This is a genomic window from Paenibacillus sepulcri (assembly GCF_042647105.1).
GTDB classification, from domain to species: Bacteria; Bacillota; Bacilli; order Paenibacillales; family Paenibacillaceae; genus Paenibacillus_Z; species Paenibacillus_Z sepulcri.
This window is the reverse complement of the sequence record NZ_JBHRUP010000001.1, coordinates 5,547,609-5,572,520: the sequence shown is the minus strand read 5'-3', so window position 1 is coordinate 5,572,520 and position 24,912 is coordinate 5,547,609. Positions and strand designations below refer to the sequence as shown.

Sequence of the window (24,912 nt, the reverse complement as noted above, 5' to 3'; positions counted from 1 at the left end):
AAAGCACATGGCCGATCCCAACAGGTTGTTATCCTCCTTGCGCGTACCCAAGCTGATAGAGCAGCTCGATCAGGACGGCAATCCCCGCCGCCATATCCTGAGGCAGCGTATATTCCTCAGGCGAGTGGCTGATGCCCCGGCAGCTTGGAACGAATAGCAGAGCTGTCGGACAATACCGCTGAAAAACCTGTGCGTCATGTCCGGCGCCGCTGACCATTCTGCGATAGGAGAGCGACTTGGCCTGGCAAATCTGCTCCAGTCTATGCGATAAACCGTGATCCATCCTGGCAGGCGCAACATCCAGGCTTTTCCGGCAGTCCATTGATAATCCCCGGATATGTGCTATCTCGTCAAAACGGGTCAATACAGCCCCGCAAAAGCTTCCCAGCTCCGCTTCCCCGGGATGCCGGATATCCAGCGTGAAGGTCACTTTTCCAGCGATGACATTCGATGTATTGGGCACCGCTTCGATTTTTCCGACAGTAGCGACAAGCGGCTCTCCGAGGCGGAGCGCCTCCTGCTCCAAATAAACAATCATCTCCGCAGCGCCGCTGAGCGCATCCTTGCGCATCCGCATCGGCGTCGTTCCGGCGTGATTGGCCTCGCCACTCAGTTCAATGACATAACGCTTCTGCCCGACAATCGCATCAACGATTCCGATCGTCTGCTCCATGCGCTCCAGGATCACGCCCTGCTCGACATGCAGCTCGATAAAAGCCGCAATATCGTCCCGCCGGCTGGCAGGCTGCTGCGGATTTCCGAATCCTGCCGCCTCCATGGCTTCGCGAAAAGCAATGCCGTTATCGTCGTATATCCCCCGGATATGCTCCTCCCCGCGAAAGCCGGTAATGCTCCCGGACCCCCAGAATGCAATGGGAAACCGGCTCCCTTCCTCCTCGCAGAACGAAACCGCCTCGAGACTGCGCTGCGGCTGCCCGCAGGTTAGTTTCAAATAACGCAGCGCGATCAGTCCGGCGGCAATCCCGTAGATACCGTCATAGCTGCCGCCGCAGCGCACGGTATCCACATGCGATCCAGTCAGAATAGAGGGCGCTGCCGCATTCATTCCGGTTAACCGGCCGAAGACATTGCCCGCCTGATCCTGCCGCACTTCAAGGCCCATACGCCTCATCCGCCCGGCAAGCGCCTCCTGCCCGCCGCGCCAGGCTTCAGAGTAGAGCAGACGGGTAACTCCCCCGTCCGCTTCAGCTCCGAACGAAGCCAGCTCATTAATGATCGTTTCCGCTTCCGCCGCGAACTGCGCCAGCTGCTTCTCTCCGATTGAAACCGGGGTATCCGCTCCTTCTCCCATCGTCCGCCTCCCCCTTCTTCCTGCTTCGACTCACTGCACACTCACCCAATGTCCGTCAGGATCTCCCTGCAGCCCCCGGCCGTTCTCATATACAAGGCGCCCCCGGCTGATCGTCGCTTCGATCCGGCAGCCCATCCTCCTCCCGACATAGGGACTGTGCGGATGTCTGTAGTACAGATCGGATTCGCGTAAAACATAGGTCCGATCCAGCGCGACCAGCGCAAGATCGGCATCGGCATGAAGGGCGATCCCGCCTTTCTGCGGGTGAAGCCCGAATCGTTTGGCGGGGTTTGCAGACAGCCACTGCGCCACCCGCTGCAGCGGAATTCCTCTTTTGATATGCGCTTCGTCGATGATAATTTCCATGCTGCTCTGTCCGCCGGAAATTCCGCCCCACAAGGCGAAGAAATTGCCGTCGGCATTTTCCTTCATCGATCGCGGACAAGGGGAGTGGTCCGAAGAAATCATATCGATTTTGCCTTCGCGGAGCGCTTCCCACAGCTGCTCCTGCTCCTGCCGGGTTCTTAAAGGAGGCGAGCATTTGGCAAGACCGCCAAGCGTATCCAGGTCATCCGCCGTCAGAGCCAGATAATGCGGACAGGTCTCCAGCGTTACATCGATTCCGCGCTGCTTGGCGGCATCGATCAATTCAACGGAACGGGCGCTGCTGATATGGACAAAATGCAACGCGCAGCCGGTTTGCTCCGCAAAGAATAATGCGCGCTGCACAGCTTCCATCTCGGCAATGACCGGGCGCGAAGCGATATAATCGGCCGCCGAATGCAAGCCCAACCTCTTACAGCGCTCAGCCAGCCTGCCCGTTATCGCTTCGCTTTCCGCATGCAGGGCCAAAATTTTGTGCTGCTTCGCAATCTCCTGCATGCCTTCATAAAGCGTAAGATCATCCGCTTCTCTGAATTCATCCTCCTCCGATGGCGACGGGGATGACATAAATGCCTTAAAGCCGATGATGCCGCTTTGCGCGAGCGCCGCGAGATCATCCCTGTTTCGGGGAACCAGTCCTCCCCATAAGGCATAATCGACGAAGGATTGGCCTTTGGCCGCTTCCAGCTTTTGCTGAAGCGCGGAGATTCGGATGGTCGGAGGAACGCCATTGAGCGGCATATCAAAGTAGGTAGTGCATCCACCTGCGGCCATGGAGGAGGAGCCATGATAGAATCCCTCCCATTCCCCCAGCCCCGGCTCGTTGAAGTGTACATGCACATCGATCATCCCCGGCATAATATGCAGCTGCGAGGCATCTATCAGGCGGTCGCTTTCGCCATCGATCCGTTCCGACAGCTCTGCAATCCGACCACCGATAATCCCGATGTCGAGCCGTTTTACCTCATCCGCAAGAACCGCCATTCCGCCCCTGACAATCAAATCAAAACGCTGCATGCTTCATCCGCTCCCTCTTCTTCCTGCCGTTTCACGGAATCCCATTTACCACATATGTTATATATACTTACATATTAAAGATTAAGTCTTCCAAAGTCATTATCTATATTTGCCCATTTTGTCATGGCCTTCATGCTTGCCAAGCCGCAACGTAAGCGTAACGCCTCACCTGCTCTGGTGTTTCTCCGCCGTTCTTCCAGAAGCGCAAAAAAAACCAGTCAGGTCATGGATTTGACCTGACTGGCATTATTAACGCGTTCTCTGGCGTCTGTGCCATTCGCGAAGCGGTTTCGACTGTTATTCGGCTCCACAGGAGTGATCTCCCGCCGCAGGATGTCCCGCTAAACCAGATGGCAGGCTACATAGTGATTGCCGCCTGCGTCGCGGAATTCCGGCACCTCTTCTTTGCAGATATCCGTGGCGTAAGGGCATCTTGTATGAAACTTGCAGCCCGACGGCGGATTGGCCGGACTTGGAATGTCGCCTTTCAGCACGATTCTCTCCCGCTTCAGCTTCGGAATCGGGACCGGAACCGCCGACAGCAGCGCTTTGGTATAAGGATGCAGCGGATTGCGGAATAATTCATCCCGGGATGCTGTTTCCATCATGGAACCCAAATACATGACGCCGATCCGGGAGCACAGATGCTCGACCACGCTCAAGTCATGGGAGATGAACAGATAGGTCAATCCCCGAGTCTCCTGCAGCTTGCGGAAAAGGTTGATGATCTGGGCCTGTATCGATACATCCAGAGCGGATACGGGCTCATCGGCGATAATCAGATCGGGATTCAGCACGAGCGCCCGGGCGATGCCGATCCGTTGACGCTGCCCGCCTGAGAATTCATGGGGGAAGCGGTCGATATGATAGGATGACAATCCGCAGGAAGCCAGCACCTCCTCCACGCGCTCCCGCACTTCCCCGCCCGGAACCAGACCGTGGTCCAGCAGCGCTTCACCGATGGCGTCGCCTACGCGAACACGCGGATTCAGCGAGCTGTACGGATCCTGGAAGATCAGCTGCATTTTCGGACGCAGCTTGCGAAGCTCCTGCGCAGAGAGGCTGTACAGATCGATTCCTTTATACTTCACTTCTCCAGCCGTTTTCTCCGTCAGCCGCAGAACCGTCCGCCCGACCGTGCTTTTCCCGCTGCCGGATTCACCGACAAGACCGAAGGTCTCGCCGGGCTGCAGGGTAATGCTGATATCGTCTACCGCCTTGACCTGTCCTACCGTCCGATTGAGCAGGCCGGATTTGATCGGAAAGTATTTTTTCAGATGGTTGATTTCAAGCAGCGCCTCAGACATGAACGACCGCCTCCTCATAGAGCCAGCAGGCGACTTTTTGCTTATCCGCTACAGCTTTGAGCTGTGGCTCCTTCGTCTGGCAGACCGCCATACAGCTCTCGCACCGGTCATGAAAATAACAGGACGGCGTCAGGTCGAGCGGATTGGGAACCTGTCCCGGGATCGAATATAAGTCATCCTGCCGACGGCCCAGCACCGGCTTGGATTTCAGCAGCCCCCGCGTATACGGATGCTTGGGATTCTCGAACAGCTCGACAACCTCGCCCTCTTCAACGATTTTGCCGGAATACATAACGATTACATAATCGGCCATTTCCGCCACCACGCCAAGATCATGCGTAATGAGCAGAATGGACATGTTCGACTCTTCTTTGAACTTGCGGAGCAGATCCAGAATCTGCGCTTGAATGGTCACATCGAGCGCGGTCGTCGGCTCGTCGGCAATCAGCAGCTTGGGACTGCAGGATACCGCAATGGCAATCATGATCCGCTGCAGCATACCGCCGCTGAGCTCATGCGGATAGCTGCCCGCAATCTGCTCGGCCCTGGAGATGCCGACCTCCGTAATGAGCTCAATCGCGCGCTTCCGGGCTGCTTTCTTGCTCATCTTCAAATGCTCGACCAGCGGTTCAATCAGCTGCTCGCCGATCGTCAGAACCGGATTGAGCGACGACATCGGTTCCTGGAAAATCATCGCAATATCATGACCGCGTATGGTACGCAGCTCATTCTTGTCCAATTTGAGCAGGTCACGGCCGTCGAACCCGATCTCTCCGCCCACGACTTTGCCAGCCGGTCCCTCTACCAGTCCCATCACCGACATCGCCGTAATGCTTTTTCCGCAGCCGGACTCCCCGACAATGCACACGGTCTCTCCACGTTTGACCCGCAGGCTCACATCGTCAACCGCTTTGACCGTACCCGCTTCGGTATCAAAATATGTGCTGAGGTGATTGATCTCAAGCAGCTCTTTCATGAAGTCTGTCACCTACCTCTTTTGTTTGGGGTCCAGTACGTCCCGGAGCCCATCGCCAAATATGTTAATTGCGATGACCGTCGCGAATATCGAGAAACCCGGCGGTATCCAGAGCCATGGGCGCTCCTGAAAATCAATCATGTTGTTGGCCGAATCGATCATATTGCCCCATGTCGGCGTCGGCGGCATGACGCCGAGACCGAAGAAGCTCAGAACCGACTCGCTTAGGATGGCGCCGCCGATATTGAGCGTCGCGATAACAATGAGCAGCGGAACCAGATTCGGCAGCAGATGGTTGAACAATTTGCGCCGGTCGCGCAAGCCGAGCACGATCGCGGCCTGCATAAATTCGCGTTCGCGGAGGCTGAGCATCTGCCCCCGCACCATCCGCGCAAGTCCCGGCCAGCCGACAAAGCTGAGCATCACCATGACAATATACATCCGGTAATCGGTCGGCACCTTCCACTCCGAGAGCATCGCGCCGAATATGAACAATAACGGAAGACTCGGAATCGTAAGCATCAGATCCGCGATCCGCATAATAATTTGATCCGCAATTCCCCTATAATAGCCGGCAATCGTACCCAGAAGCGCTCCGATAAAGACCGAAAGCACCATGGATGCGAGTCCGACCGTCAGTGAAATCCGCCCGGCCTGAAGCACCCGGGTCAATACATCCCGGCCAAGCGCATCCGTGCCAAGCCAGTGCTTGAGGCCAGGAGCCTTGTTCATCATGGCCATATTGATTTTGTTGTCGGTATAAGGCGAGAACAGCGGTCCGATGAAGCACGCCGCAAACATGAGGACGACGACGACAAAGCCGGAGACCGCCAGCTTATTCTTGAGCAGGCGGCGCAGCGACTGCTTCCAAAGCGATGATTTTACCGGAACCGGCTTAGCCTGATTGACCTTGCTCAAACCGCTGCTAATGGTTGACATCCATGACAGCCCCCTTCTACAACCGGACGCGCGGATCGGCAACACGGTATAAAATGTCCGATAACAGCGTGCCGATGACCGTCAGAATCGCAATAAATACAGTGAAGCCCATAAGCAGCGGATAATCCCGCAGCGAGAAGGACTGCATATACAGCTGTCCGATTCCCGGCCAGTTGAATATTTTCTCTATGATGAGCGATCCGCCGAACAGCGCCGGGAGCTCGAAGCCGACCAAAGTAATGGCCGGCAGAAGCGCGTTTCGCAGCGCATGCGTAAACAGCACTTTTCTTTCTTTCAGTCCCTTGGCCCGCGCCGTACGGATATAATCCTGCTTGAGGACGTCGATCATGCTGCTGCGGAAATACCGGGTCAGCGAGCCGAGTCCCAATAGCGTCATGACGATTACCGGAAGCGCCATATGATGGATGACTTCCTTCACATAAGCCATTCCGACCGCGTTGCTTCCCGTCGTCAGCATTCCGCCGGGGGGCAGCCATTTCCAGTCGACCGCCATGATTTTGATCAGGAACAAGCCGATGAAGAAGGATGGGATCGACATGGCGGCGAATATCCCGACCATCACCAGCGTATCGAACCAGGAGTACTGCCGGTAAGCCGCGACCACCCCGACGATCACGGCGATCAGCCAGGTCAGGAACGTTGATACAACCGCCAGCAGGAAGGAATTCCAGACATATTGGTTAAACAGCGTAAGAACCGGCTTCTGCTGCGCCAGCGAATAACCGAAATCCCCGTGAAAAGCATGCTTCATCCATGTCCCGTAACGCTCCAGAAGCGGCTTGTTGAGGCCGTAAATCTCCCGCAGCTCCGCCTTGCGCTCCGGCGTCAGCTTGATGTTGCCGGTGATGAAATCCCCTGGAGTCAACGCATACAGGCTGAAGATCAGGAATGTAGCGGCGAGCAGTATGACGACCATGTATGTCAATCTTTTCGTTAGATAAGCGCTCATGACCGGCTCCTTAATTGACGTCCCCCGCCCTTAAGCATATAAGGCAGGGGACGGTTTATTTATTTCAGAGTCCAATTCGGCAGGCTGGCGGCAAGTCCGTTGAAGGGACTTACGGACAGGTTCTGAATCCTGCCGTTGTAGGCATACACCGATTTCTTGTAGTTGGTGAAAATTACCGGAAGCTCATCGTTCAGAAGCTGGTAAATTTCTTTGTAAATGGCTTTGCGCTGCTCGATATCGAGCGTTGCCAGCCCTTTGTCATACAATTCCTTGAATTTCGGATTGTCGTAGCCCTTGATTTCTCCGTCCACGAACATCAGCAAACCATCGGACGGATCGGTCAACAGCGGCGTCGAGAAGGATACGAGATCGTAGTCTCCGCCTTCCACCTTGGACGACAAGGCGTTAAAGTCCGCGAACACTTCCGGCTGGAAGTCGACGCCAATCGCCTGAAAGTTTTCTTTGGCGACAGCGATAAAGATATCGGTGTTTTTACTTTTGGAGCCGAGGTAATGAATGGACAGCTTCTTGCCGTCCTTCTCGCGGATGCCGTCCGCGCCCGGAACCCAGCCCGCTTCGTCCAGCAGCTTGTTCGCCTGATCCGGATCGTATTTGTACGGATTGATTCCGTCCTCGGTATAGGACCAAGCAATCGGTGACGATGGAATATTGGCGATGGAAGCGGCCCCCTGGTTGGCGTCAACATAAATGCTTTGGCGGTCCAGTCCATAGGTGATCGCCTGCCGCACTTTTTTATCCTTCAACGCTTCATGCTCCAGATTGACCTGCAGATATCCGTAGGTGCTCGGCGTGTAAGAGAGAATATTAACGAACCCGAGACTTTTCAGCTTATCAATATTTTCCTGCGTTGCTGTGAACGAGGCATAATCGACTTCACCGGTTTCAATAAACTGCCATACATCGCCTTCCGACGTTTTATAGATAAAATGCTCCGTTGCCGGTTTCCCTTTGTAGTAATTCTCATTGGCTACAAGCCGGACTTCCTGGCCGGGAATGAACTTCTCCAGCTTGTACGGGCCGCTGCCGACCGGTTGTTCATGCATCTTCTTGATGTAATCCAGCTGGCCGAATTTATATTCCTTGCCGTAGTAGGCTTTGGACAGCACATCGGAGCCAAGCGTCAGCAGCGCTGCCGCATTCGGTTTTTCCAGCGTGACGGAAATCGTCAGGGGGTCAATCACCTTGATGCCCTCAATGCTTTCCGCTTTGCCTTCTTTGTAAGCCTGGCCGCCTTTGACAAGCAGCGTTGGTAATTGGGAATCGCCGTCATAGGCTTTGTCATGCAGAATCGTCCAGGTGAACGCTACATCATCAGAGGTAATCGGCGTCCCGTCGCTGAACTTCAAGTCTTTGCGAAGATGGAAGGTGTACGTGAGATTATCGGGAGAAACATCCCAGCCTTCCGCAAGAGCAGGCTGCGGGACTCCTTGATCGTCAACCGTAACCAGCGGCGTATAAAGCAGGGAAGACACATTGCCGTCATAACCGCTCTGTTGAAAATAAGGCGTGAACGCGCCGCTTGGATCCGTCAGGCCTACAATGATCGTATCTGTACGCTGCTGGGCCGCAGCGGGAAGCTTGGACATGTCGCTGGCCTGAATCGTCGAGGCTGTACCTTGCGCCGCATCGGCAGGTTCTTCTGTGCTTGCATTGCTGCCGTTCGCTGCCGCCGGAGCTGCCGGTGCATTGTCAGCAGGTGCATTGCCAGCCGGTGTGCTGCCGCTCTTATCCGAGCATGCGGATAACAATAAACTGCCGATAATCAATACGGTGGATAATAAAGCAACGCCCTTCTTCATAACAACCTCTCCCATTTCAATTAAATTTTCTTTTTCTCAAAATATAAGAAAGTTAAATTTGGTCTAACGGTTTCTTATATTTCCAAGGTGAAAAGTCTTGGCTGCACCCCGTAAAGAAGGCGTCAACCGTTCTTCTCGATAATTCCGATAATATAAGTATGAATTAACTTCAATTATTTATATTATAGAAACCAATTGCGGTTCTGTAAATAGAGAACTGAAAAACATTTCCTGAAAAAGAGAAAATATTTTAAAAACAAAAAAACCACTCCTTCCGGAAATGGTTTGCTGGCATTCTTATTTGTCTCCCGAAGCCCGGTGTTGAAGGGCGGAGAGGCTATTTTTACCGACTAGCTTTGCTCAATATATGCGATCAGTCTGCGCTGCATATGCTCCAATGCGCCAGGCCTCAGGGTGTATTCAACCAGTGTCTCGCCCTCAAAATAAGCCCGGATCATCCCTGCGCTTCGCAGCTTCGCAATATGATCATGCGTAATCCCCTTGGATAAATTCAAATGTCTCACGATTTCTATAAAGCTGCGGGGACCCTGGTGAAGATAGCGTAATATTTTCAGCCGGTTCTTCTCTCCAAGACTTCGGATCATCCGGTATTCCGGCGCGGGAAAATAATCGTCATCGGCAAAATAGATTCTTGCGGAATAATGGCAGAGCGTTAATTTGCCGAAATTGCAGATCACATTCAACGGCTGAAAATGATGCTGCGGGATGAGGATCAATTGTTCCAGCCCGTTCGCCGGTTTAAAATGCAGCCCGTTGGTCGTTTGATCGATAAACTCCTCCGGCTCAAGCCCCAATAACGCTTTCTTGCGGTCAAGAGTCTCATCCCTTAACGATTCAATGATAGCCGGATCGATATGCCGGAAATACTGCTCTTCCCACTGCGACAGCATCGACAAGGTGCGGGAGCGGAATTTTCCTTTGTTGTCGGGAAACTGGTTGCTGTACTCCGATATAAGCTCGTAAAGGTCGCCGGACGACAATCCTTCCAGCCAAGCCAGGAAATCCTCGGTGCTTCCACAGCCGGGGCACAGATGAACGAGCAGAGAGGTTAATTTCCAATCCCCGTCGATCTCCGTTTGATCGAGAAAGGAAGCAAATTCTGGCGTCAACCGCTGACGGGTATCTTTGGCCCATTGGGGGGCCAAATCAATCTTCTTATATGATTTTCGACATATGTACGTATGCAGACTATTGAGAAGTTCATATATGGGCCCAAACTTCACGTCTATCTGATAGTCCATCTCTCACGCTCCTTTCTTTCGCTTTCTGTTAGGCGTATTCTACAGCAGACTTCACGAAAAACGCAAGAGGAATGTGTAACCATCGGCGTTACAGACCCATGCAAACTCCCTGTCCGTATGCCGTTCAAAGGTACCGGCATGGCCGCATTAGTCCTGTTAACCATACCTGGTATGAATAAACGGCGTACTTTGCAAATCCGCGATTATCGCCAATAATGAGGCTGTAAGAACATACGGCAAACAAAGCTGCGGGAGGATGAATACAATGAACATTTCTTTGGAGGGCAAAGTCGCCATTGTCACCGGCGCAGGGCGCGGAATCGGACTTGCAACCGTCAGAGCGCTGGCTGAATCCGGAGCGGACGTCATAGCGGCTTCGCGTCAGATAACGGCAGAGTTAAAGGAGCTTGAGGATACCGGCAAGGTGCTTACGGTTATAGCGAATGCAGCAAAGGCGGAAGGAGCGGAGCAGGTCGTGAAGGAGGCGCTAAATCGCTATGGACGGCTGGACATCCTCGTTAACAATATCGGCGCAACGGATACCCGTTCCGGGGAAGGCTTCCTTCAGTTGTCCGATGCCGACTGGGCGGAGATGATGGACGTTAATCTGATGAGCGTCGTGAGGACAGCTCGTGCTGCACTTCCCCATCTGACGTCGCCAGGAGGGGCAATCGTGAATATTTCCTCGATGAACGCCGTCATGCCTAATCCGCGGATCATCGCTTACAGCTCAGCCAAAGCCGCTGTCACGAATTTGTCCAAAAATTTAGCCGGCGAGTTCGCATCAAGAGGCATTCGCGTCAATACCGTCGCACCGGGACCGACCCGTACGGAGATGTGGGCGGGAAGAATACCGGATAGCGATGAGGATTCCAGGAAAATGGCTCTTGATCTGGGCATCTCCTTGGGGCGTTTTGCCGAATCCGATGAAGTTGCCAGTCTTGTCGTATTCCTTGTTTCCGGTCACGCGTCCATGATTACAGGGGTGGATTATATTATCGATGGTGGATTGGTCAAGACCATTCACTAACGAGTAAGCCGCATAGGTATGACGGCGATAAGCGGCGGCAATCATTATACAGTTTAGGTCTGTATTCATTCCAAAGCCTGCGGATTATTCAGTTGGCCGGTTTGCGTACAGCCTTATTGCCGGTTTGCAAATTCACGGATTTGGCAGAATTCCGCCGTCTCCATATCAGTACGCCGAGGGAGAACAAAAGCAAGCAGCCAAGAATGATCCCCCACCTGATCAGCGTTGGTTTGGCGATTGCCGAAACATGACCGGAGGAATTATTCTCCCCATCCCTGCTCCAGCTGAACTGGGTGCTGGTCTGATTAAAGACAACTTCCTGCTCCCGGTCCGCAAACTGAATATGGGCCATATTAATATGATGGACGAACCCCTCTACCTGAAAAAAACGGTAATTAATCTCAAAATCTTCAACCGGCTTCGCGAATTTATATTCGATTTGGGCCATGATCATCGGCAGCTTGCCTTTCTCCGTCATTACTGTTTGCTTGATCAACGGCTCGCTGGCCACGCCTCCGCTCAATACCTGAAGATTGGAACCCATGAACGCATTCAGTGCCGCTTCCTGTTCCTTCACTTCCTCCGCGTCGACATAACCATCCGTGTTCAGGTCCAGTTCGACGAACTCCTGAAGCTGGTAGGGGTCCATATAGAGCGAATATTCGATGGAATCTGTTCCGACGACGATCTCCGAGTAGCCGATAGGCTCAAAATGAGCGGACGAAATCTGGGGCAGAACCGGCAGCAGGCCAAGCAGGAGAATCGCGATTTTCACATATGCACTTATCTTCTTGGCAGCCACAGCAATACTCTCCTCTCAGGTATGGATTTCACTCACCAAACAAATAGCCGGGAATACAGGCAAGCGCCCATATTCCCGAACTGATGTATCCTTGTTTATTTCATCAGATGCATGGCTGTCAAAATAACTTTAATCGCTTCAGCGCGTGTAGTTCCGGCTTTCGGAGCGAATTCCCCATTGCCGCGGCCCTGGATAATACCGAGCTGCTTCAACTGCTCCGCCATGCCTTGTGCCCATACCGGGATATCAGGCGCATCGCCGAATGTCGATTTCAATCCGGCATTGTCAGGAAGGCCCAGCGCTCTGGCCAGCAGAACGACCATTTCCGAACGGCTCACGATCTGACCCGGACGGAAGGTGTTGTCATCATAGCCTTTGATGATGCCGGCTTTGATTGCCTTCTTGATCGCATCGGCGGACCAGGCAGGAATGCTGCTTTGATCTGCAAAGCTTAATGCTGCGTCGGAATCGTAATATCCCATCGCTTTGGTGAGAATAACCAGGAATTCGGCCCGGTTGATCGTCTCATTAGGTTTGAACGTGCCATCCGGGTATCCGCTAATCAGACCGCTGTCAACGGCTTCCTGGATATAGCTTTTTGCCCAGTTATTCGACACGTCAGTAAACAGCTGATCGACAGGCTTCGTTGGCTGCTGATTCTCTCCTCCGCCTGACGCCGGAGCTTCAGGAGCTTCCGGCTCCTCAACTGGAGGCTTCTCTGCAGGAGGTGCAGGCGGTGCAGCCGGAGGGTATGAAGGATTATCAGATCCGTCCGCCGGAGGTGTGTTGTCATCGTCATCTGGATGACCCGGTCCCGGCAGCTTAATGGATATCGATACGATACCCGGATTTGAATTTCCTTTGCCGTCGTTCACCATGTACACAAATGTATCCTCGCCGGGCTGCTCATCATTCGGCGTATACGTTACGCTGCCGGTATGACTATCCTTGATGACGGCACTCCCTCTCGTACCGTTCTGCACAATGGTATACGTAAGCGGATCGCCGTCTGAATCCGTTCCTTTCAGACTGACATCGATCGCGATGCCTATTGTCGTGTTGAAGGAGAGATTCTCGGCCTTCGGCAGATGATTGCCTGGTGTAATATGGACAGTGATAGTAGCCGTATTCGAATCGACAGAGCCATCATTTACTTTAAAGCTGAACATATCGGTTCCCGTCGCCGCGCCAATGTTCGGCGTATAGCTGAACCCGCCGTATACCGCGTCTATGACGGTTGCCGTGCCCATAGTACCATTAGCCACGATTGAATAGGTCAGTTTATCGTTATCCGGATCCGTTGCCTTCAGCTTCTCCAGCAAAGATCCGCCCTGCGCAACGCTCCAGGTTCCACCTTCGGCAACCGGTGCCTGGTTGGATACCGGAACTTCCTTGATGTTGACGGTGACAGCTGTCTCCTGGGAATCCGCTTCGCCATCACTTGCTATAAAGGTGAACGTATCCGTTCCCGTGATACCCGGGTTCGGTGTGTAAGTAAATCCGCCGTATACCGCATCCGTTACGGCTGCCTGACCAAGCGTCCCTTGCTTCACGATTCGGAAAGCAAGCTGATCGCGATCCTCATCCGAAGCGACCATTACGCCGTTGATCGGTGTGCCGGCAGCCGTATTGTATTCGGATGTCGAGGCGGCAGGCGCTTTGTTTGGTACAACGGTGACGGTTGTGATGATTTCAAGGTTTCCGATTGAAGCGGTAATATCCGCTTTGCCCGTCTTCAATCCCGTCATATGGCCGTAGCTGTCGATTGAGACAACCGAGGAGTCGCTGCTGATGAAGGCAAGCTTCCCGGTCTCCGAAAGCTCCAGCTTGCTGGCGTCAAGATAGGTGCCTGTTACGGACAGCACATCCGATTTGTTTACCCGCAGCGTAACATTCTCATCATCAAAGCTCATACTTTGCGGAACGCTGATTCCGTCTGTGATCCAGATCGGATTGGAGAAAGCGAATTTTCCGTTGGCTCCCTCCAGCTCCATCCTGTAGAAATCACCAGGCACTGCATTATCCTGCAGGTTCTGATTAAAGGTTGTACCTGTTAGACCGGTCCACTCTTTCAGAAGGACTCCGTTCTTGATTACCCGGGCGGTCGTCAGTCCTCCAGGCGCAGAACCGTTCAATACGATGTTTGCCTGTCCGCCTTGTCGGTCCACTGCAACATCGGAGCCAATCATTTTTCCGTTAATGTTGAGCTCCAGGTCGATATCACCGTTCGTACCGTATAGCATACCGCCACGGATGGCTTGGTAAATCTCTTCCTTGGACAGGTTGTCCATATAGGCTTTAATGTGCGGATCGCCCACTTTGCCCGGGTTATGGGCATCGGAGTTGGCAAGACCAATAATATGCCGGCCCGCTTTGTTCAATTCATCCCATTTGGCGAACGCCTGGGCGTTAACCGTATGCTTGGGCGGGTAGAAGCCGTTCCACACTTCGATCCCGTTATAATTCTTGACGCTCCAGTCCTCCCACTCCAGGCCGGGATAATACGGATGGGCGATAAAATGCATCCCCTGCCCGTCATTGTTGGCACGGGTCTCGTTGATGTAATCCTGGGTCGGCTGCGCCCAGTTGATCAGACTTGAAATATCGTAGGCCAGCGAGTGGCCGGTGCCGGTTGTGACTTCCTCGCCCAGCAGCTCCACGAAATCGGCGCGGTTCTCTTTGGCCACGTCATCTTTTTGCTTGATGGAGTTGTGGTCGGTTGCCGTAAGGAAATCCAGTCCCTTGTTGCGTGCAACCGTAGCGTTGTCGTTAATCGAACCGCTGCCGTCGCTGTAACGGCTGTGCGTATGGTTGTCGCCGGCATACCAGCCCGGTCCGTTCACGAAAATTTGCTTGTTCTTAGTGATATAAGGATTGCCGGATTTCTTGATTTCAAGCTGGATATCTCCGTGACCCCCGCCTGCCGCCGCAGCATTCCATGTGACGGTTGTAGAACTGTGAGCAGCAAGTTCCGGAATATCTTTCGCTGCCATATCGCTTGAGGTTACATTGGCCGGCAGGTTGAGATTGGCCTGCAGCCCGGACACGATATCGTCCGAATCATTCTTGACCGTAAGCGATACCTTGAACGGCTCATTGATGGACAAAGTCTCCTTGTCGACGGCCAGTTCCATGCTGATACCGGTTTGGTGGCTGATGATCTCGTCATAAACGTTGTTGATCGCCTGGCTTTTGTCAGTCAGCCCTTCTGTGCTGGCTGCCACAAGATGGCGTGTAAGCCGGTATTCTCCGCCGGCAGGGATTGTGATCTGTTTTTCGCTCAAAACATTCGTATTGTTGCCGTTAAGCGTGAAGCCGCTGGCAAAATCACCTTCGTAGATAATGCCGTACGCCTGCTGCGAGCTGCCGTATTGAGAGAACCACGGCGCGTTCGGCGTATACGTTGCCACATCGGGAATCGTTCCAACACCCGGCACGAAGGAGGTTTGTCCCTCCCCGTCATGGTCCATCACGTCACCGGCATAGGCAACGACATCGCTTGCCGTCGTGTTCTTGAACACCGTTTCCGTGTCGATCCACGTCTGGGTGGCTTGCAGGGAATAAGTCGTCTCCACATTGACGCCTGGCACCTCTGAGTAGGTCCCGGTTACTTTGACGGTTGCCTGCTCGGCTGTGTTCTCCGTGACATCCACACTGGAGTTGTTAACCGTTAATACTTTCCACTGTTCTTTCGCGGGAAGAGGAGCAATTCGCAAATATGGAAGATTGATCCAGTCCAGATCATCATCCAGCCCCTGAACCGCGAAATCGATCGGCCGTCCTACCGAATTCGTCAGCTGGGAATCGACGTAGGTCTTGGCAATTGTCATGGCGAGCTTGGAGTTCTGAATGACGACATCATCCACCGTGCCCTCGGCAAGCGTACCGGGGAGCCGGACGCCAGTTCCCGCCGAGACCGAAATCGGATTCATTTCAAAGTCGATCGGGTAGACGATCGTTGAATCCGTTGTAATCTCTACAGAGTTTGAATCCATCTCGTAGCCGGGTCTGGAGGCTGTCAGCGTGTAGGTATTTGCCGGCAGATACAGCTCGTATTTGCCTTCGGCATCCGTTACAGCCGTGCCCGCGACCTCGGAATTGATGTTCTTGGCAACGAGAGTGACGCCCGGAATGCCGGCGTCCGTAGTCGGGTCCGTCATCTGCCCGGTTACTTTGCTGTAATCGGGAACCTCAGGATCCATTACGGACAGCTGCTTCGCATAAGTCGAGAAATTATCATATGGATTGCCTCGCTCCGACGGAATTTCCGTGACATGATACCAGGAAATTTGTTTGCTCTCTCCGGCTTTTACGCTGGCGTCAAACCATGCGCCGAAATAGAGATCGCTGCCGTATATCCCGGTCGGCTGATCATCGAGCCAGGCGATGGAGTGAGCCGGTTCGCCTGACGAACCCGAGGTGCCGTCATAGAGATAGTTCTCCGACCAGCCTGACGTTCTGAGACCGGGCAGCCAGCCAATACCAGGCGCATAGGACGATTGAGCTCCCGGAACATCCGGATCCATAGAATACAGGAAATAACCGGCGAAGTCGCTTGTATCCTGATTATTCAACGTCAGGGTCATCTTCATGACCGGCTGGTCCGGCAGCATTTGGTAGGTAACGGAGCCTTTGATCTTGGCATTCTGATCCCACTGGCCAGAGGCAACGATCTTATCGTTGTCCACGACTTGAATATTATCAAGGGACAGCTGAACACCCTTCTGGTTGTAGTCGCCGTTCATGGTAGGGCTCAGAACAAGCTCCGACCAATCCAGCGTTTCCTTCATATTCGCTTTCGGGTCTTTGGAGACGAAATCAACAGGCCAGCCCTTTTTGAAGCTGCCCTGCTTGTTATTTCCTCCGACTTTGTTCGAAATGATCGCGATAGCCTCGTCATTCTGCAGATAATAGTATGTATCGCCTTCCGCTACGTCTTTGCCGGTATTCGCTGTTCCATCATAAGTGAAGCCCGGATCCTCGGTCGATTGACCCGCTTGCGCATCCAGGGAAGCATAAGTCTTCCCGATTGGCAGCATGCTGAACACAATCGTCGATACAATTGTAATATTTATCCATTTTTTCCACATGAGATTGTTTAGCTTCCTTTCGGTTTTTTATAATTGTTACGGTTTTGACGCAAATAATTACTCGTGATTTCCAACAATCCCCTCTACTTTGCCGGTAAATTTTTGCACAGCGCTAATAATAAGTCTGGACTGTTACCGTTGTGTTCTCAAAATAATAATAAATTATTAAGAATTTATATATGATCTGAAAATTTCGAAAATTTCATATAAAATAGACCATCCACCTGACGGCTGATGATCCTGCAAAATCTGTTTCACATGTCATAAAAGTAAAATAAATACAGTTTTCAATTCTTGCTTCTTGCTGTTTATTCAAGAATCGGGCTTTCCGGCTGCTCCTTAACTGCTGCAAGCCGAGCCGGCCAAAGCAAAAAACCACATGAAGCATCGGCTCGCATGTGGTTCACCTATTTATTTTATTATCATAAATCAACGGAACAGCTGGCGGCAGCATGGATAACGGAATACCTGCTCCGCAGTATTAATACAGATGACAAGCCGCAAAATGACCCGGCTCGATCTCTTTGAAGGCCGGCATCGAAGCCGCGCATTCCGGCATCGCTTTTGGACAGCGGGTGCGGAATGGGCAGCCGCTCGGCGGATTGACCGGGCTCGGGATTTCTCCCTGCAAAATAACCCTCTCCCGCGATTTCTGAATTTCCGGATCGGGAATCGGAATCGCCGAGAGCAGCGATTGCGTGTAAGGATGCAGAGGCTTCGCGTTCAGCGTACTGGCCGCCGCCACTTCAACAAGCTTACCCAGATACATGACTCCAATCCGGTCGGAAATATGCTTGATCATCGCCAGGTCATGGGCAATGAACAGATAGGTCAACCCATGCTCGCGCTGCAGGTTCTTGAACAAATTCACGACCTGCGCCTGAACGGACACATCAAGCGCCGAGATCGGCTCATCGGCGATAATGAACTGCGGTTCGATCGCAAGTGCCCGCGCGATGCCTATCCGCTGGCGTTGGCCGCCTGAGAATTCATGGGGAAAACGCCCCGCATGCTCTTCGTTCAGACCGACGGCGTGGAGCAGCTGATGCACGCGATCTGTCCGCTTTTTACCCGTGTACAGTTTATGAATGTCGATTCCCTCGGCGATAATTTTGCCTACAGTCATCCGCGGATTAAGCGAAGCGTACGGGTCCTGGAACACCATCTGCATCTCGCGGTTGAATTTCAGGCGATCGTCACCCTTCAGCTTCCCGACATCCTTGCCGTTGAAAATAACCTGCCCCTCCGAAGCCTCGTAAAGCCGGATAATCGTGCGGCCAGCCGTTGACTTGCCGCAGCCGGATTCCCCCACCAGACCGAAGGTTTCCCCGCGATTGATCGAAAAGTTCAAACCGTCGACCGCTTTCAGCGTCCGGTTGTCTTTCAGTTGAAAATGCTTCCGCAAGTTTTTCACTTCCAGAATAGGCGCTTCAGGCATATACTTTACCTCCTGTCTCCTCCGACTGCTCCACCTTCGGCGCGTCGGGATGATTCAGCCAGCAGGCAGCGCTGTGCGTATCGGATATTTTGAAATGATCGGGATCCGTCTCCCTGCATATCCGCATGGCATGCGGGCAGCGGGCCGCGAAAGCGCAGCCCTTCGGCGGAGCGTACAGATCGGGCGGTGTACCGGGTATAGAAGACAGCTCGGTATGGCCGTCGCTGTCCAGACGGGGTACGGAGCTGAGCAAGCCCCATGTGTAAGGGTGCCGCGAACGATAGAAGATATCGTTCAATTCGCCCTGTTCCACCACCTTGCCCGCATACATAACGATGACCCGCTGCGCCATTTCGGCAACCACGCCTAGATCATGGGTAATCAGAATAATCGCCGTATCCGTCTTTTTCTGAATATCCCGCAGCAGATCCATAATCTGCGCCTGGATCGTCACGTCAAGAGCTGTTGTCGGTTCATCCGCAATCAGCAGTTTTGGATTGCAGGCCAGCGAAATTGCAATCATCACCCGCTGGCGCATCCCGCCTGACAGCTCATGCGGATACTGGTTAATCCGCTCCTCCGGATTGGACATGCCGACTAATTTCAGCAGTTCAACCGCGCGAAGCAGCGCCACGGATTTGCTGGCGCCTTCATGCTTGCGGATCCCTTCGGCAATTTGCGCGCCGACCGTCATCGTCGGATTGAGGGAAGTCATCGGGTCCTGGAAGATCATCCCCATTTCCTCTCCGCGCACTTTTTTCATTTGTTTCTCGGACAGCTTGGTAATATCCGTTTTGCCATTGAACATAATCGAGCCTGCTTTGATATAGCTCGGCGGAGACGGCGTAAGACGCATAAGGGTCTGGGCCGTCACTGACTTGCCGCAGCCGGATTCACCGACGATTGCGAGCACTTCGCCTTTATTTAACTTAAAGGAGACGCCGCGAACCGCCTGGACTTCGCCGGAGAACATTTTGAACGAAACTTGCAGGTTGTTGACTTCCAGTAAAGGTGCGCTCATTCGACTCTCCTCCTTATTTTCTCATTTTCGGGTCGAGAGCGTCGCGCAGACCGTCTCCCAACAGGTTGAAGCTGAGCAATATCAAACTGAAGATAACAGTCGGGAACAGCAGACGGTGCGGATGATATCTCATTACTCCGGCGCCATCGCTAAGCAGATTCCCCAGTGAAGCCAGAGGCGGCCGTATGCCAAGTCCGATAAAGCTGAGAAACGCTTCGGCAAAAATAGCCGTCGGTACAACAAACGTAATTTGAACGACAATCACGCCAAGGGCGTTCGGAATCAAATGCTTCAGGATAATACGAAATGGTTTTGCACCCAATGTGCGTGCCGCCAGGACGAATTCCTGCTCTTTGAGAACGAGCAGCTGCCCGCGGACCAGCCGCGCCATCGACACCCAACCGGTAATGACATAGGCAAAAATAATCGATTTCATCCCCGGACCCAAAACCATCAAGAGAAGAATGGCCATCAGCAGATAAGGAATAGAGTATACCACTTCGATAAAACGCTGCATGATCGTATCGACTTTGCCGCCAAAATAAGCGGAAATTCCGCCGTAAAGAACCCCGATCACCAGATCGAGCAGCGCCGCTGTAATCCCGATCGTCAAGGAAATGCGCGCTCCCCACCATACGCGGGTCCAGAGATCCCGCCCAAAATCGTCGGTGCCGAAATAATGGTCGGCTGACGGACGCAGATTGACGGCTGAAGGATTCTGCGTCTCGTAATCATAACCGCTGACAAGCGGAACAATAATAGCAAAAGCGGCGATGATCACAAGGACTACCAGTCCGGCCATAGCCAATTTATTTTTCTTCAGCCGCCTCCACGCATCCTGCCAATAATTCAGGGAAGGACGCAGAATCGCTTCTTTGCTGCTAGTCTGCGGAGCCGGTTGAAATTGATCTTTAACGATGACTTCCATCCCTTATCACCCTTTCCCTAACCGAATACGCGGATCGACGAAGCCATATGCAATATCAGTAATAAACATAGCCACAACAAGAATAGCCGCATAGAATATGGTCAATCCTGTAATCATCGTGTAATCGTTCGTCAGGATGGCGCTCACAAACTGATAGCCTATCCCCGGAACGGAAAATATCTTCTCCACGACCAGTGTCCCGGTTAATACATTGACGGTTATCGGTCCCAGAATGGTGATAACCGGTAATATCGCATTACGGATCATATGCGTCCCCACAACGGAAACCGTCGGTATTCCTTTTGCCTTCGCTGTCTTGATATAATCCTGGCCGGCAACTTCGAGCATGGAAGCCCGCATCATCCGCGCCAGTATGGCAATCGTTCCGAGCGACAGGGCCAGAGCCGGTAAAATCCGGTGCTCCGGAGTCGTCCACAAGCCGGGCGGAAGCCATTGCAATTTAACCCCTACGAAGTAGGAGAGCAGCGGTCCAATAACAAATGATGGAATGGACACCCCGATGATGGCGATGAACATTGCGGAGTAATCGCCTAGCTTGTTATGTCTGAGCGCGGCAATAATCCCGAGCAGCAGACCGACAATAACAGCAAATATCAGAGACTCCAGACCAAGCTCAAAAGAGGCCGGATAAGCTGACTTGATTACGCTCACAACCGAGCGTGTCGGGAATTGATAGGAAATCCCAAGATCACCTTGTACCACTTGTCCTATATATTTCAGATATTGCTGCCATATCGGTTTATCCAAACCGTATTGTTCAATCAAAATTTGCAAGTTTTCCGGAGTAAGCTTCGCCGTAGCCTCGCCAAAGGGATTACCCGGCAGCAGCTTCATCAGGAAAAAAGTGATGGTGACAATAACCCACAGCGTCACAATCATATAAAAGAATCTGCGCAGCACATACTTAAGCATGATGGCCTCCCTCCCGCATTTGAAAGTTTGCAAGCAACATGAAGGAAGCCGTTCAAGTCGTTAACCGTGAACGGCTCCCCATGTTATGAAGTATGATGTTTGTTTCCTGGATGCGTTAAATAACTTCTGCTTGTTTAACCTTCAAAATGGGCCCATTTCAATTCGAAATCCGGACCGTAAGGAGGCAGAATCAGATCTTTCAATTTTGGATTGATAACAAACGGCGACGAACGGAAGTAAAGCGGCATGACGGCTGCTTCGCTCATCAGAATTTTCTCTGCCTGCACCATTTCATCAGCACGCTTGGCCAGATCGGTTTGGATCTGAGCGTCTTTGATCAGCTTGTCGTAATCGGCATTCGACCAGTCCTGTGTATTGAGCGAACCGCCGGTCAGGAACATATCAAGCCATGTCATCGGGTCGTTATAGTCAGCGCCCCATAATGTGGAGACGATCGTGTAGTTCTTGCTCAATTCGCGATCCAGACGATTCGCATGCGGCAGCGGTTCAGCCACTACGTCAACGCCAAGATTCGTTTTCCATTGTTGAACAATGTATTCAAGAAGCTTCTTGCCGGTTTCTGTATCGTCACCGATAATGGACAGCTTCGGCAGCGTCGTGCCGGACTCCGCCAAACCTTCTTGAAGCAGGGTTTTAGCCTTGGCCGCATCAAACGCATCGCGCGTGTCGCCGACAACACCACGGAATTCTTTACCGTTGCCATCCTGATTTCCTGCAGGTACAAAGCCGGTTGCCGGTACGGAACCATTGATCAGTACGAGATCCGTTACGCCTTTAAGATCGACAGCCATGCTGAATGCTTGACGGACTTTAAGATTGGCAAAAGCAGGAACCTTGGTTTGTTGAAAATTGAGGTAGCCGGTAACAAGCTCTTTCTTCATTTGCAGATCCGGTTTGCCGTCATAGGCTTTCATTTGATCGCCTTTAACATCCGCGTAGTCAGTCTCGCCGGTTTCGTACAAATTCAGACCGGTATTCGTATCCTTCACGATGTTCAGGGTAACTTTGTCGAGTTTGACATTAGCGGCATCCCAATACTTGTCGTTCTTTTCGAGAACCAGCGATTGCTCGTGATTCCATGAAGTCAGCTTGAACGGACCTGCGCCAAGGACTTTATCGGCATCAGCGCCGCTCTTGTCTCCTTGGGCTTCTACGAACTTCTCATTCTGCGGGTAGAAGTTCAGAAATGCAAGCTGGGCCGTGAAGAACGGAATCGGGTGATCCAGCGTTATAACGAGAGTGGTGTCATCCTTCGCTTGGACGCCGAGCTTTTGCTTATTGGCTTCAATATCTTCCGGAGTTTTCGAATTCAGGACATCGTTGCCGCCTTTGATCCATGCGAGCATGAAGGCGTAAGTCGCTTTCGTGTTCGGGTCAAGCGTTCTGCGGTAAGAATATACGAAGTCATTCGCGGTCAGCGGGCTTCCGTCTGCCCAGACAAGGCCGGAACGCAGCTTAATGGTATATGTCAATCCGTCAGCCGAGATTTCCGGCATCGATTCTGCCAGTGCCGGCTGCGGCTGCATGTCTTTATCCAGACGGTACAAACCTTCGCTGATGGCTCCAAGGATCGTGAACGTAGCAGCAGCTTCTGCTATCGAAACGTCCAGTGCGGGAGGATCGGCCCGGTAGTTCATGACCAGATCTTTTTTACCTGTACTGCTGTCACTGGGACTATTGGCATTGGTGTTCGTAGTGGTGCCGGGATCGGATGCCGCGTTGCCTGCATTGCCCCCATTGTTACTATTGTTGCCGCATGCCGCCAAAATGGTACCGAGTAGAACTAATGTAATCATTCCTGACAAAAAACCTTTTACCTTCATAAATAAAACCTCCCCATTGATGATTTGTTAAGGATTAACCGCGGTAATTTCCATTTATTTTGGAGAACCTCATCCCAACGTCAGTATTATAACCTATCATTTTGACGATATCTATCATTATTTTTGATTATTAAACGCAGCTATCCCATTCACCAAAAATTGTAAGCGTTTTACGATAAGGATATTATAAAAGAATTTGTAGCATTTGCACAGTAAATGTTCTCGTTTTTAATGCCGTCTATTTATAACATGAATATTACATAATCGGGTTATTTGGATGTTATATATTAATCTCCTATATCTATTTATGTGGAAATTAAGGGATTGGGAAAGCGCTATCAGCAATTAAAACTTACCACCAACACAAAAAAAGGAACCAGATTTTTATGATCCCTTTTTACCATTACAATTTTCATAATCCCAAAAATGGCAATATTTTGTTTATTTTTTTCGACACTTCGTGCTGTTGTGGTTGTTATTATTTCGAAACAACGGGAAATATAACCTCTATTGAAGTCTGCGTGAGCCTCGAATTGCCGCCTATTCCTCGAAACTCAGCACGACTTGAAGATTCGTCTCCGTCTGCCTGTCCAGCATGGCATAAGCGTCCGAAGCTTCGCTGAACGGCATGATCCGGGTGATGAGCGTCTCCAGCTCCAGATCGCCTTGACCGGCCAGCCGGAAAATAGTCTGCTCCATCCGAGTACGGTTCCAGCGGTTGCCAAGCTCGGGAGCTACCGCATTAATTTGCGAGCACACGATCTGGATGCGGTTGTGATGGAACTCCTCACCGAGGTACAACCCTTCCGCCTGCCCCTGATAGAAGCCCGCCGCCACAACGCGTCCATTATATACCACAGAACGGACAGCCTGATGCAGCGCATGCGGGGAGCCGGATATTTCGATAACGGCATCGGCGCCGCGGCCCCCTGTGAGCGCCCTGATTTCCTTTGCGGCATCACAGGTCCCGCTGTTGATCGTATGGTCGGCGCCCAGATCCTTTGATTTGGCCAGACGATAATCATCCAGATCGACCGCGATAACTGCCGCACCGTTTCTTCTGGCCAGCTGGGCGGCCAATTGTCCGGGAACGCCCTGGCCGAATACCGCCACCGTCTCACCGACATGAAGATGGGCATCCAGTACGGCATTCAATGCAATGCAGCCCATCTGCGAAAATATGCCAACGATCGGCTTGAGACCCGGAGCAAGGCGATGCGCGCGGGCAAACGACTCCGTGACAATATGCGAGCTGCGGTGTCCCCAGGCACCATAAATGAGATCGCCGGCCCTTACCTCCTGAACATCGGGCGATGCTTCGGCGACCTCGCCGATTTCCTCGTAGGCCCAGCCGCCGACAACAGGATAGAACGTGCTGCCCGGCTGCCTTTTCTCGAACAGCTGCAGTTCCCTGTTCCAAATGCCGCCGACCATCGGGTTCGTCCCCCGATAGGCGGTCAGCTGTGTGCCTGCGCTGATTCCAGAGTATAGCGTCCGCAGTCTGAGCTCTCCCGGCCCAAGCGGCCTCTCCTCATACTCCTCGATGCTGACGGAGCGTTCCCGGTCGAATACCAGTACCTTTCCCACTGCTGCAGCCTCCTTCGCTGATTGACGGCGCAAAACTAACGGCTCAGTTTCATCTTTATGAAGAATTGGAGATTTTTTGTGTGGAAAAGCTGTTGCCTTGTCATCTTTTTTTGCAAAGCAGGCCATACTGCCGACTCGTCATGGAAGAAATAATGACAAAACCCGAAATATATTCGAACTAAATTTTAGCTTTGTATAACAAATGAGCAGTTCGGATTCAAAGATTCCTTGTCAAAAACTATACAATCCGCG

General features: G+C 52.4%; 17 protein-coding genes. 1 reads left to right on the top strand and 16 read right to left on the bottom strand.

Annotation, left to right across the window (positions count from 1 at the left end; translation table 11 throughout):
• Nucleotides 1-28 precede the first annotated feature (28 nt).
• The 8 genes from ACFOLF_RS24420 to ACFOLF_RS24385 all read right to left on the bottom strand — a co-directional run bounded on the left by ACFOLF_RS24420 (nucleotide 29) and on the right by ACFOLF_RS24385 (nucleotide 9,891).
• A complete protein-coding gene (locus tag ACFOLF_RS24420) occupies nucleotides 29-1,312 on the bottom strand; it encodes a M20 family metallo-hydrolase (protein WP_210044866.1) in 1,284 nt (427 codons plus the stop codon).
• 30 nt (nucleotides 1,313-1,342) lie between these two features.
• A complete protein-coding gene (locus ACFOLF_RS24415; protein ID WP_210044865.1) occupies nucleotides 1,343-2,713 on the bottom strand; it encodes an allantoinase in 1,371 nt (456 codons plus the stop codon).
• Between the two features lie 341 nt (nucleotides 2,714-3,054).
• Nucleotides 3,055-4,020, bottom strand: a complete 966-nt coding sequence (locus tag ACFOLF_RS24410) for an ABC transporter ATP-binding protein (RefSeq protein ID WP_210044864.1) — start codon at nucleotides 4,018-4,020, stop codon at nucleotides 3,055-3,057.
• A complete protein-coding gene (locus ACFOLF_RS24405; protein WP_210044863.1) occupies nucleotides 4,013-4,996 on the bottom strand; it encodes an ABC transporter ATP-binding protein in 984 nt (327 codons plus the stop codon). Before ACFOLF_RS24405 ends, ACFOLF_RS24410 begins: the two co-directional genes overlap by 8 nt.
• 12 nt (nucleotides 4,997-5,008) lie before the next feature.
• Entirely contained in the window at nucleotides 5,009-5,935 is a 927-nt protein-coding gene (opp4C, locus tag ACFOLF_RS24400; protein ID WP_210044862.1) for an oligopeptide ABC transporter permease, read from the bottom strand.
• A gap of 16 nt (nucleotides 5,936-5,951) precedes the next feature.
• Entirely contained in the window at nucleotides 5,952-6,905 is a 954-nt protein-coding gene (locus ACFOLF_RS24395; protein ID WP_210044861.1) for an ABC transporter permease, read from the bottom strand.
• Between the two features lie 59 nt (nucleotides 6,906-6,964).
• A complete protein-coding gene (locus tag ACFOLF_RS24390) occupies nucleotides 6,965-8,725 on the bottom strand; it encodes an ABC transporter substrate-binding protein (RefSeq protein WP_210044860.1) in 1,761 nt (586 codons plus the stop codon).
• Nucleotides 8,726-9,075: 350 nt separating this feature from the next.
• Nucleotides 9,076-9,891, bottom strand: coding sequence for an ArsR/SmtB family transcription factor (locus ACFOLF_RS24385; protein ID WP_379114291.1), 816 nt, complete (start codon nucleotides 9,889-9,891; stop codon nucleotides 9,076-9,078).
• Between the two features lie 361 nt (nucleotides 9,892-10,252).
• Here ACFOLF_RS24385 and ACFOLF_RS24380 point away from each other — a divergent pair, with 361 nt between their 5' ends.
• Nucleotides 10,253-11,017: an SDR family NAD(P)-dependent oxidoreductase gene (locus ACFOLF_RS24380; protein ID WP_210044858.1), complete on the top strand. Its 765-nt coding sequence runs from the start codon at nucleotides 10,253-10,255 to the stop codon at nucleotides 11,015-11,017.
• A gap of 88 nt (nucleotides 11,018-11,105) precedes the next feature.
• Here the strand turns inward: ACFOLF_RS24380 and ACFOLF_RS24375 are convergent, their stop codons facing one another.
• The 8 genes from ACFOLF_RS24375 to ACFOLF_RS24340 all read right to left on the bottom strand — a co-directional run bounded on the left by ACFOLF_RS24375 (nucleotide 11,106) and on the right by ACFOLF_RS24340 (nucleotide 24,660).
• Nucleotides 11,106-11,819 carry a hypothetical protein gene (locus ACFOLF_RS24375; protein WP_210044857.1) on the bottom strand — a complete coding sequence of 238 codons (714 nt, stop codon included), beginning with the start codon at nucleotides 11,817-11,819 and terminating at the stop codon, nucleotides 11,106-11,108.
• A gap of 95 nt (nucleotides 11,820-11,914) precedes the next feature.
• Nucleotides 11,915-16,909 (bottom strand): CehA/McbA family metallohydrolase, encoded by a 4,995-nt coding sequence (locus tag ACFOLF_RS24370; RefSeq protein WP_210044856.1) that lies wholly within the window; start codon nucleotides 16,907-16,909, stop codon nucleotides 11,915-11,917.
• Nucleotides 16,910-17,390: 481 nt separating this feature from the next.
• Entirely contained in the window at nucleotides 17,391-18,347 is a 957-nt protein-coding gene (locus ACFOLF_RS24365) for an ABC transporter ATP-binding protein (protein WP_210044855.1), read from the bottom strand.
• Nucleotides 18,340-19,368: an ABC transporter ATP-binding protein gene (locus ACFOLF_RS24360; RefSeq protein ID WP_210044854.1), complete on the bottom strand. Its 1,029-nt coding sequence runs from the start codon at nucleotides 19,366-19,368 to the stop codon at nucleotides 18,340-18,342. Before ACFOLF_RS24360 ends, ACFOLF_RS24365 begins: the two co-directional genes overlap by 8 nt.
• Nucleotides 19,369-19,381: 13 nt before the next feature.
• Nucleotides 19,382-20,296, bottom strand: coding sequence for an ABC transporter permease (locus tag ACFOLF_RS24355; protein ID WP_210044853.1), 915 nt, complete (start codon nucleotides 20,294-20,296; stop codon nucleotides 19,382-19,384).
• Between the two features lie 6 nt (nucleotides 20,297-20,302).
• A complete protein-coding gene (locus ACFOLF_RS24350) occupies nucleotides 20,303-21,229 on the bottom strand; it encodes an ABC transporter permease (RefSeq protein WP_210044852.1) in 927 nt (308 codons plus the stop codon).
• Between the two features lie 134 nt (nucleotides 21,230-21,363).
• Nucleotides 21,364-23,073, bottom strand: a complete 1,710-nt coding sequence (locus tag ACFOLF_RS24345) for a peptide ABC transporter substrate-binding protein (RefSeq protein WP_210044851.1) — start codon at nucleotides 23,071-23,073, stop codon at nucleotides 21,364-21,366.
• Nucleotides 23,074-23,613: 540 nt separating this feature from the next.
• The gene (locus ACFOLF_RS24340) at nucleotides 23,614-24,660 is read right to left on the bottom strand and encodes a zinc-dependent alcohol dehydrogenase (RefSeq protein WP_210044850.1); all 1,047 of its coding nucleotides are present in this window, start codon (nucleotides 24,658-24,660) and stop codon (nucleotides 23,614-23,616) included.
• Between the last annotated feature and the right edge of the window lie 252 nt (nucleotides 24,661-24,912).

Bases quoted from the DNA above. Each gene is read 5' to 3' on its own strand.
- opp4C (WP_210044862.1), bottom strand. From the start codon at position 5,935: ATGTCAACCATTAGCAGCGGTTTGAGCAAGGTCAATCAGGCTAAGCCG.
- ACFOLF_RS24410 (WP_210044864.1), bottom strand. From the start codon at position 4,020: ATGTCTGAGGCGCTGCTTGAAATCAACCATCTGAAAAAATACTTTCCG.
- ACFOLF_RS24345 (WP_210044851.1), bottom strand. From the start codon at position 23,073: ATGAAGGTAAAAGGTTTTTTGTCAGGAATGATTACATTAGTTCTACTC.
- ACFOLF_RS24390 (WP_210044860.1), bottom strand. From the start codon at position 8,725: ATGAAGAAGGGCGTTGCTTTATTATCCACCGTATTGATTATCGGCAGT.
- ACFOLF_RS24405 (WP_210044863.1), bottom strand. From the start codon at position 4,996: ATGAAAGAGCTGCTTGAGATCAATCACCTCAGCACATATTTTGATACC.
- ACFOLF_RS24395 (WP_210044861.1), bottom strand. From the start codon at position 6,905: ATGAGCGCTTATCTAACGAAAAGATTGACATACATGGTCGTCATACTG.
- ACFOLF_RS24420 (WP_210044866.1), bottom strand. From the start codon at position 1,312: ATGGGAGAAGGAGCGGATACCCCGGTTTCAATCGGAGAGAAGCAGCTG.
- ACFOLF_RS24370 (WP_210044856.1), bottom strand. From the start codon at position 16,909: ATGTGGAAAAAATGGATAAATATTACAATTGTATCGACGATTGTGTTC.
- ACFOLF_RS24415 (WP_210044865.1), bottom strand. From the start codon at position 2,713: ATGCAGCGTTTTGATTTGATTGTCAGGGGCGGAATGGCGGTTCTTGCG.
- ACFOLF_RS24380 (WP_210044858.1), top strand. From the start codon at position 10,253: ATGAACATTTCTTTGGAGGGCAAAGTCGCCATTGTCACCGGCGCAGGG.
- ACFOLF_RS24350 (WP_210044852.1), bottom strand. From the start codon at position 21,229: ATGCTTAAGTATGTGCTGCGCAGATTCTTTTATATGATTGTGACGCTG.
- ACFOLF_RS24360 (WP_210044854.1), bottom strand. From the start codon at position 19,368: ATGAGCGCACCTTTACTGGAAGTCAACAACCTGCAAGTTTCGTTCAAA.
- ACFOLF_RS24355 (WP_210044853.1), bottom strand. From the start codon at position 20,296: ATGGAAGTCATCGTTAAAGATCAATTTCAACCGGCTCCGCAGACTAGC.
- ACFOLF_RS24365 (WP_210044855.1), bottom strand. From the start codon at position 18,347: ATGCCTGAAGCGCCTATTCTGGAAGTGAAAAACTTGCGGAAGCATTTT.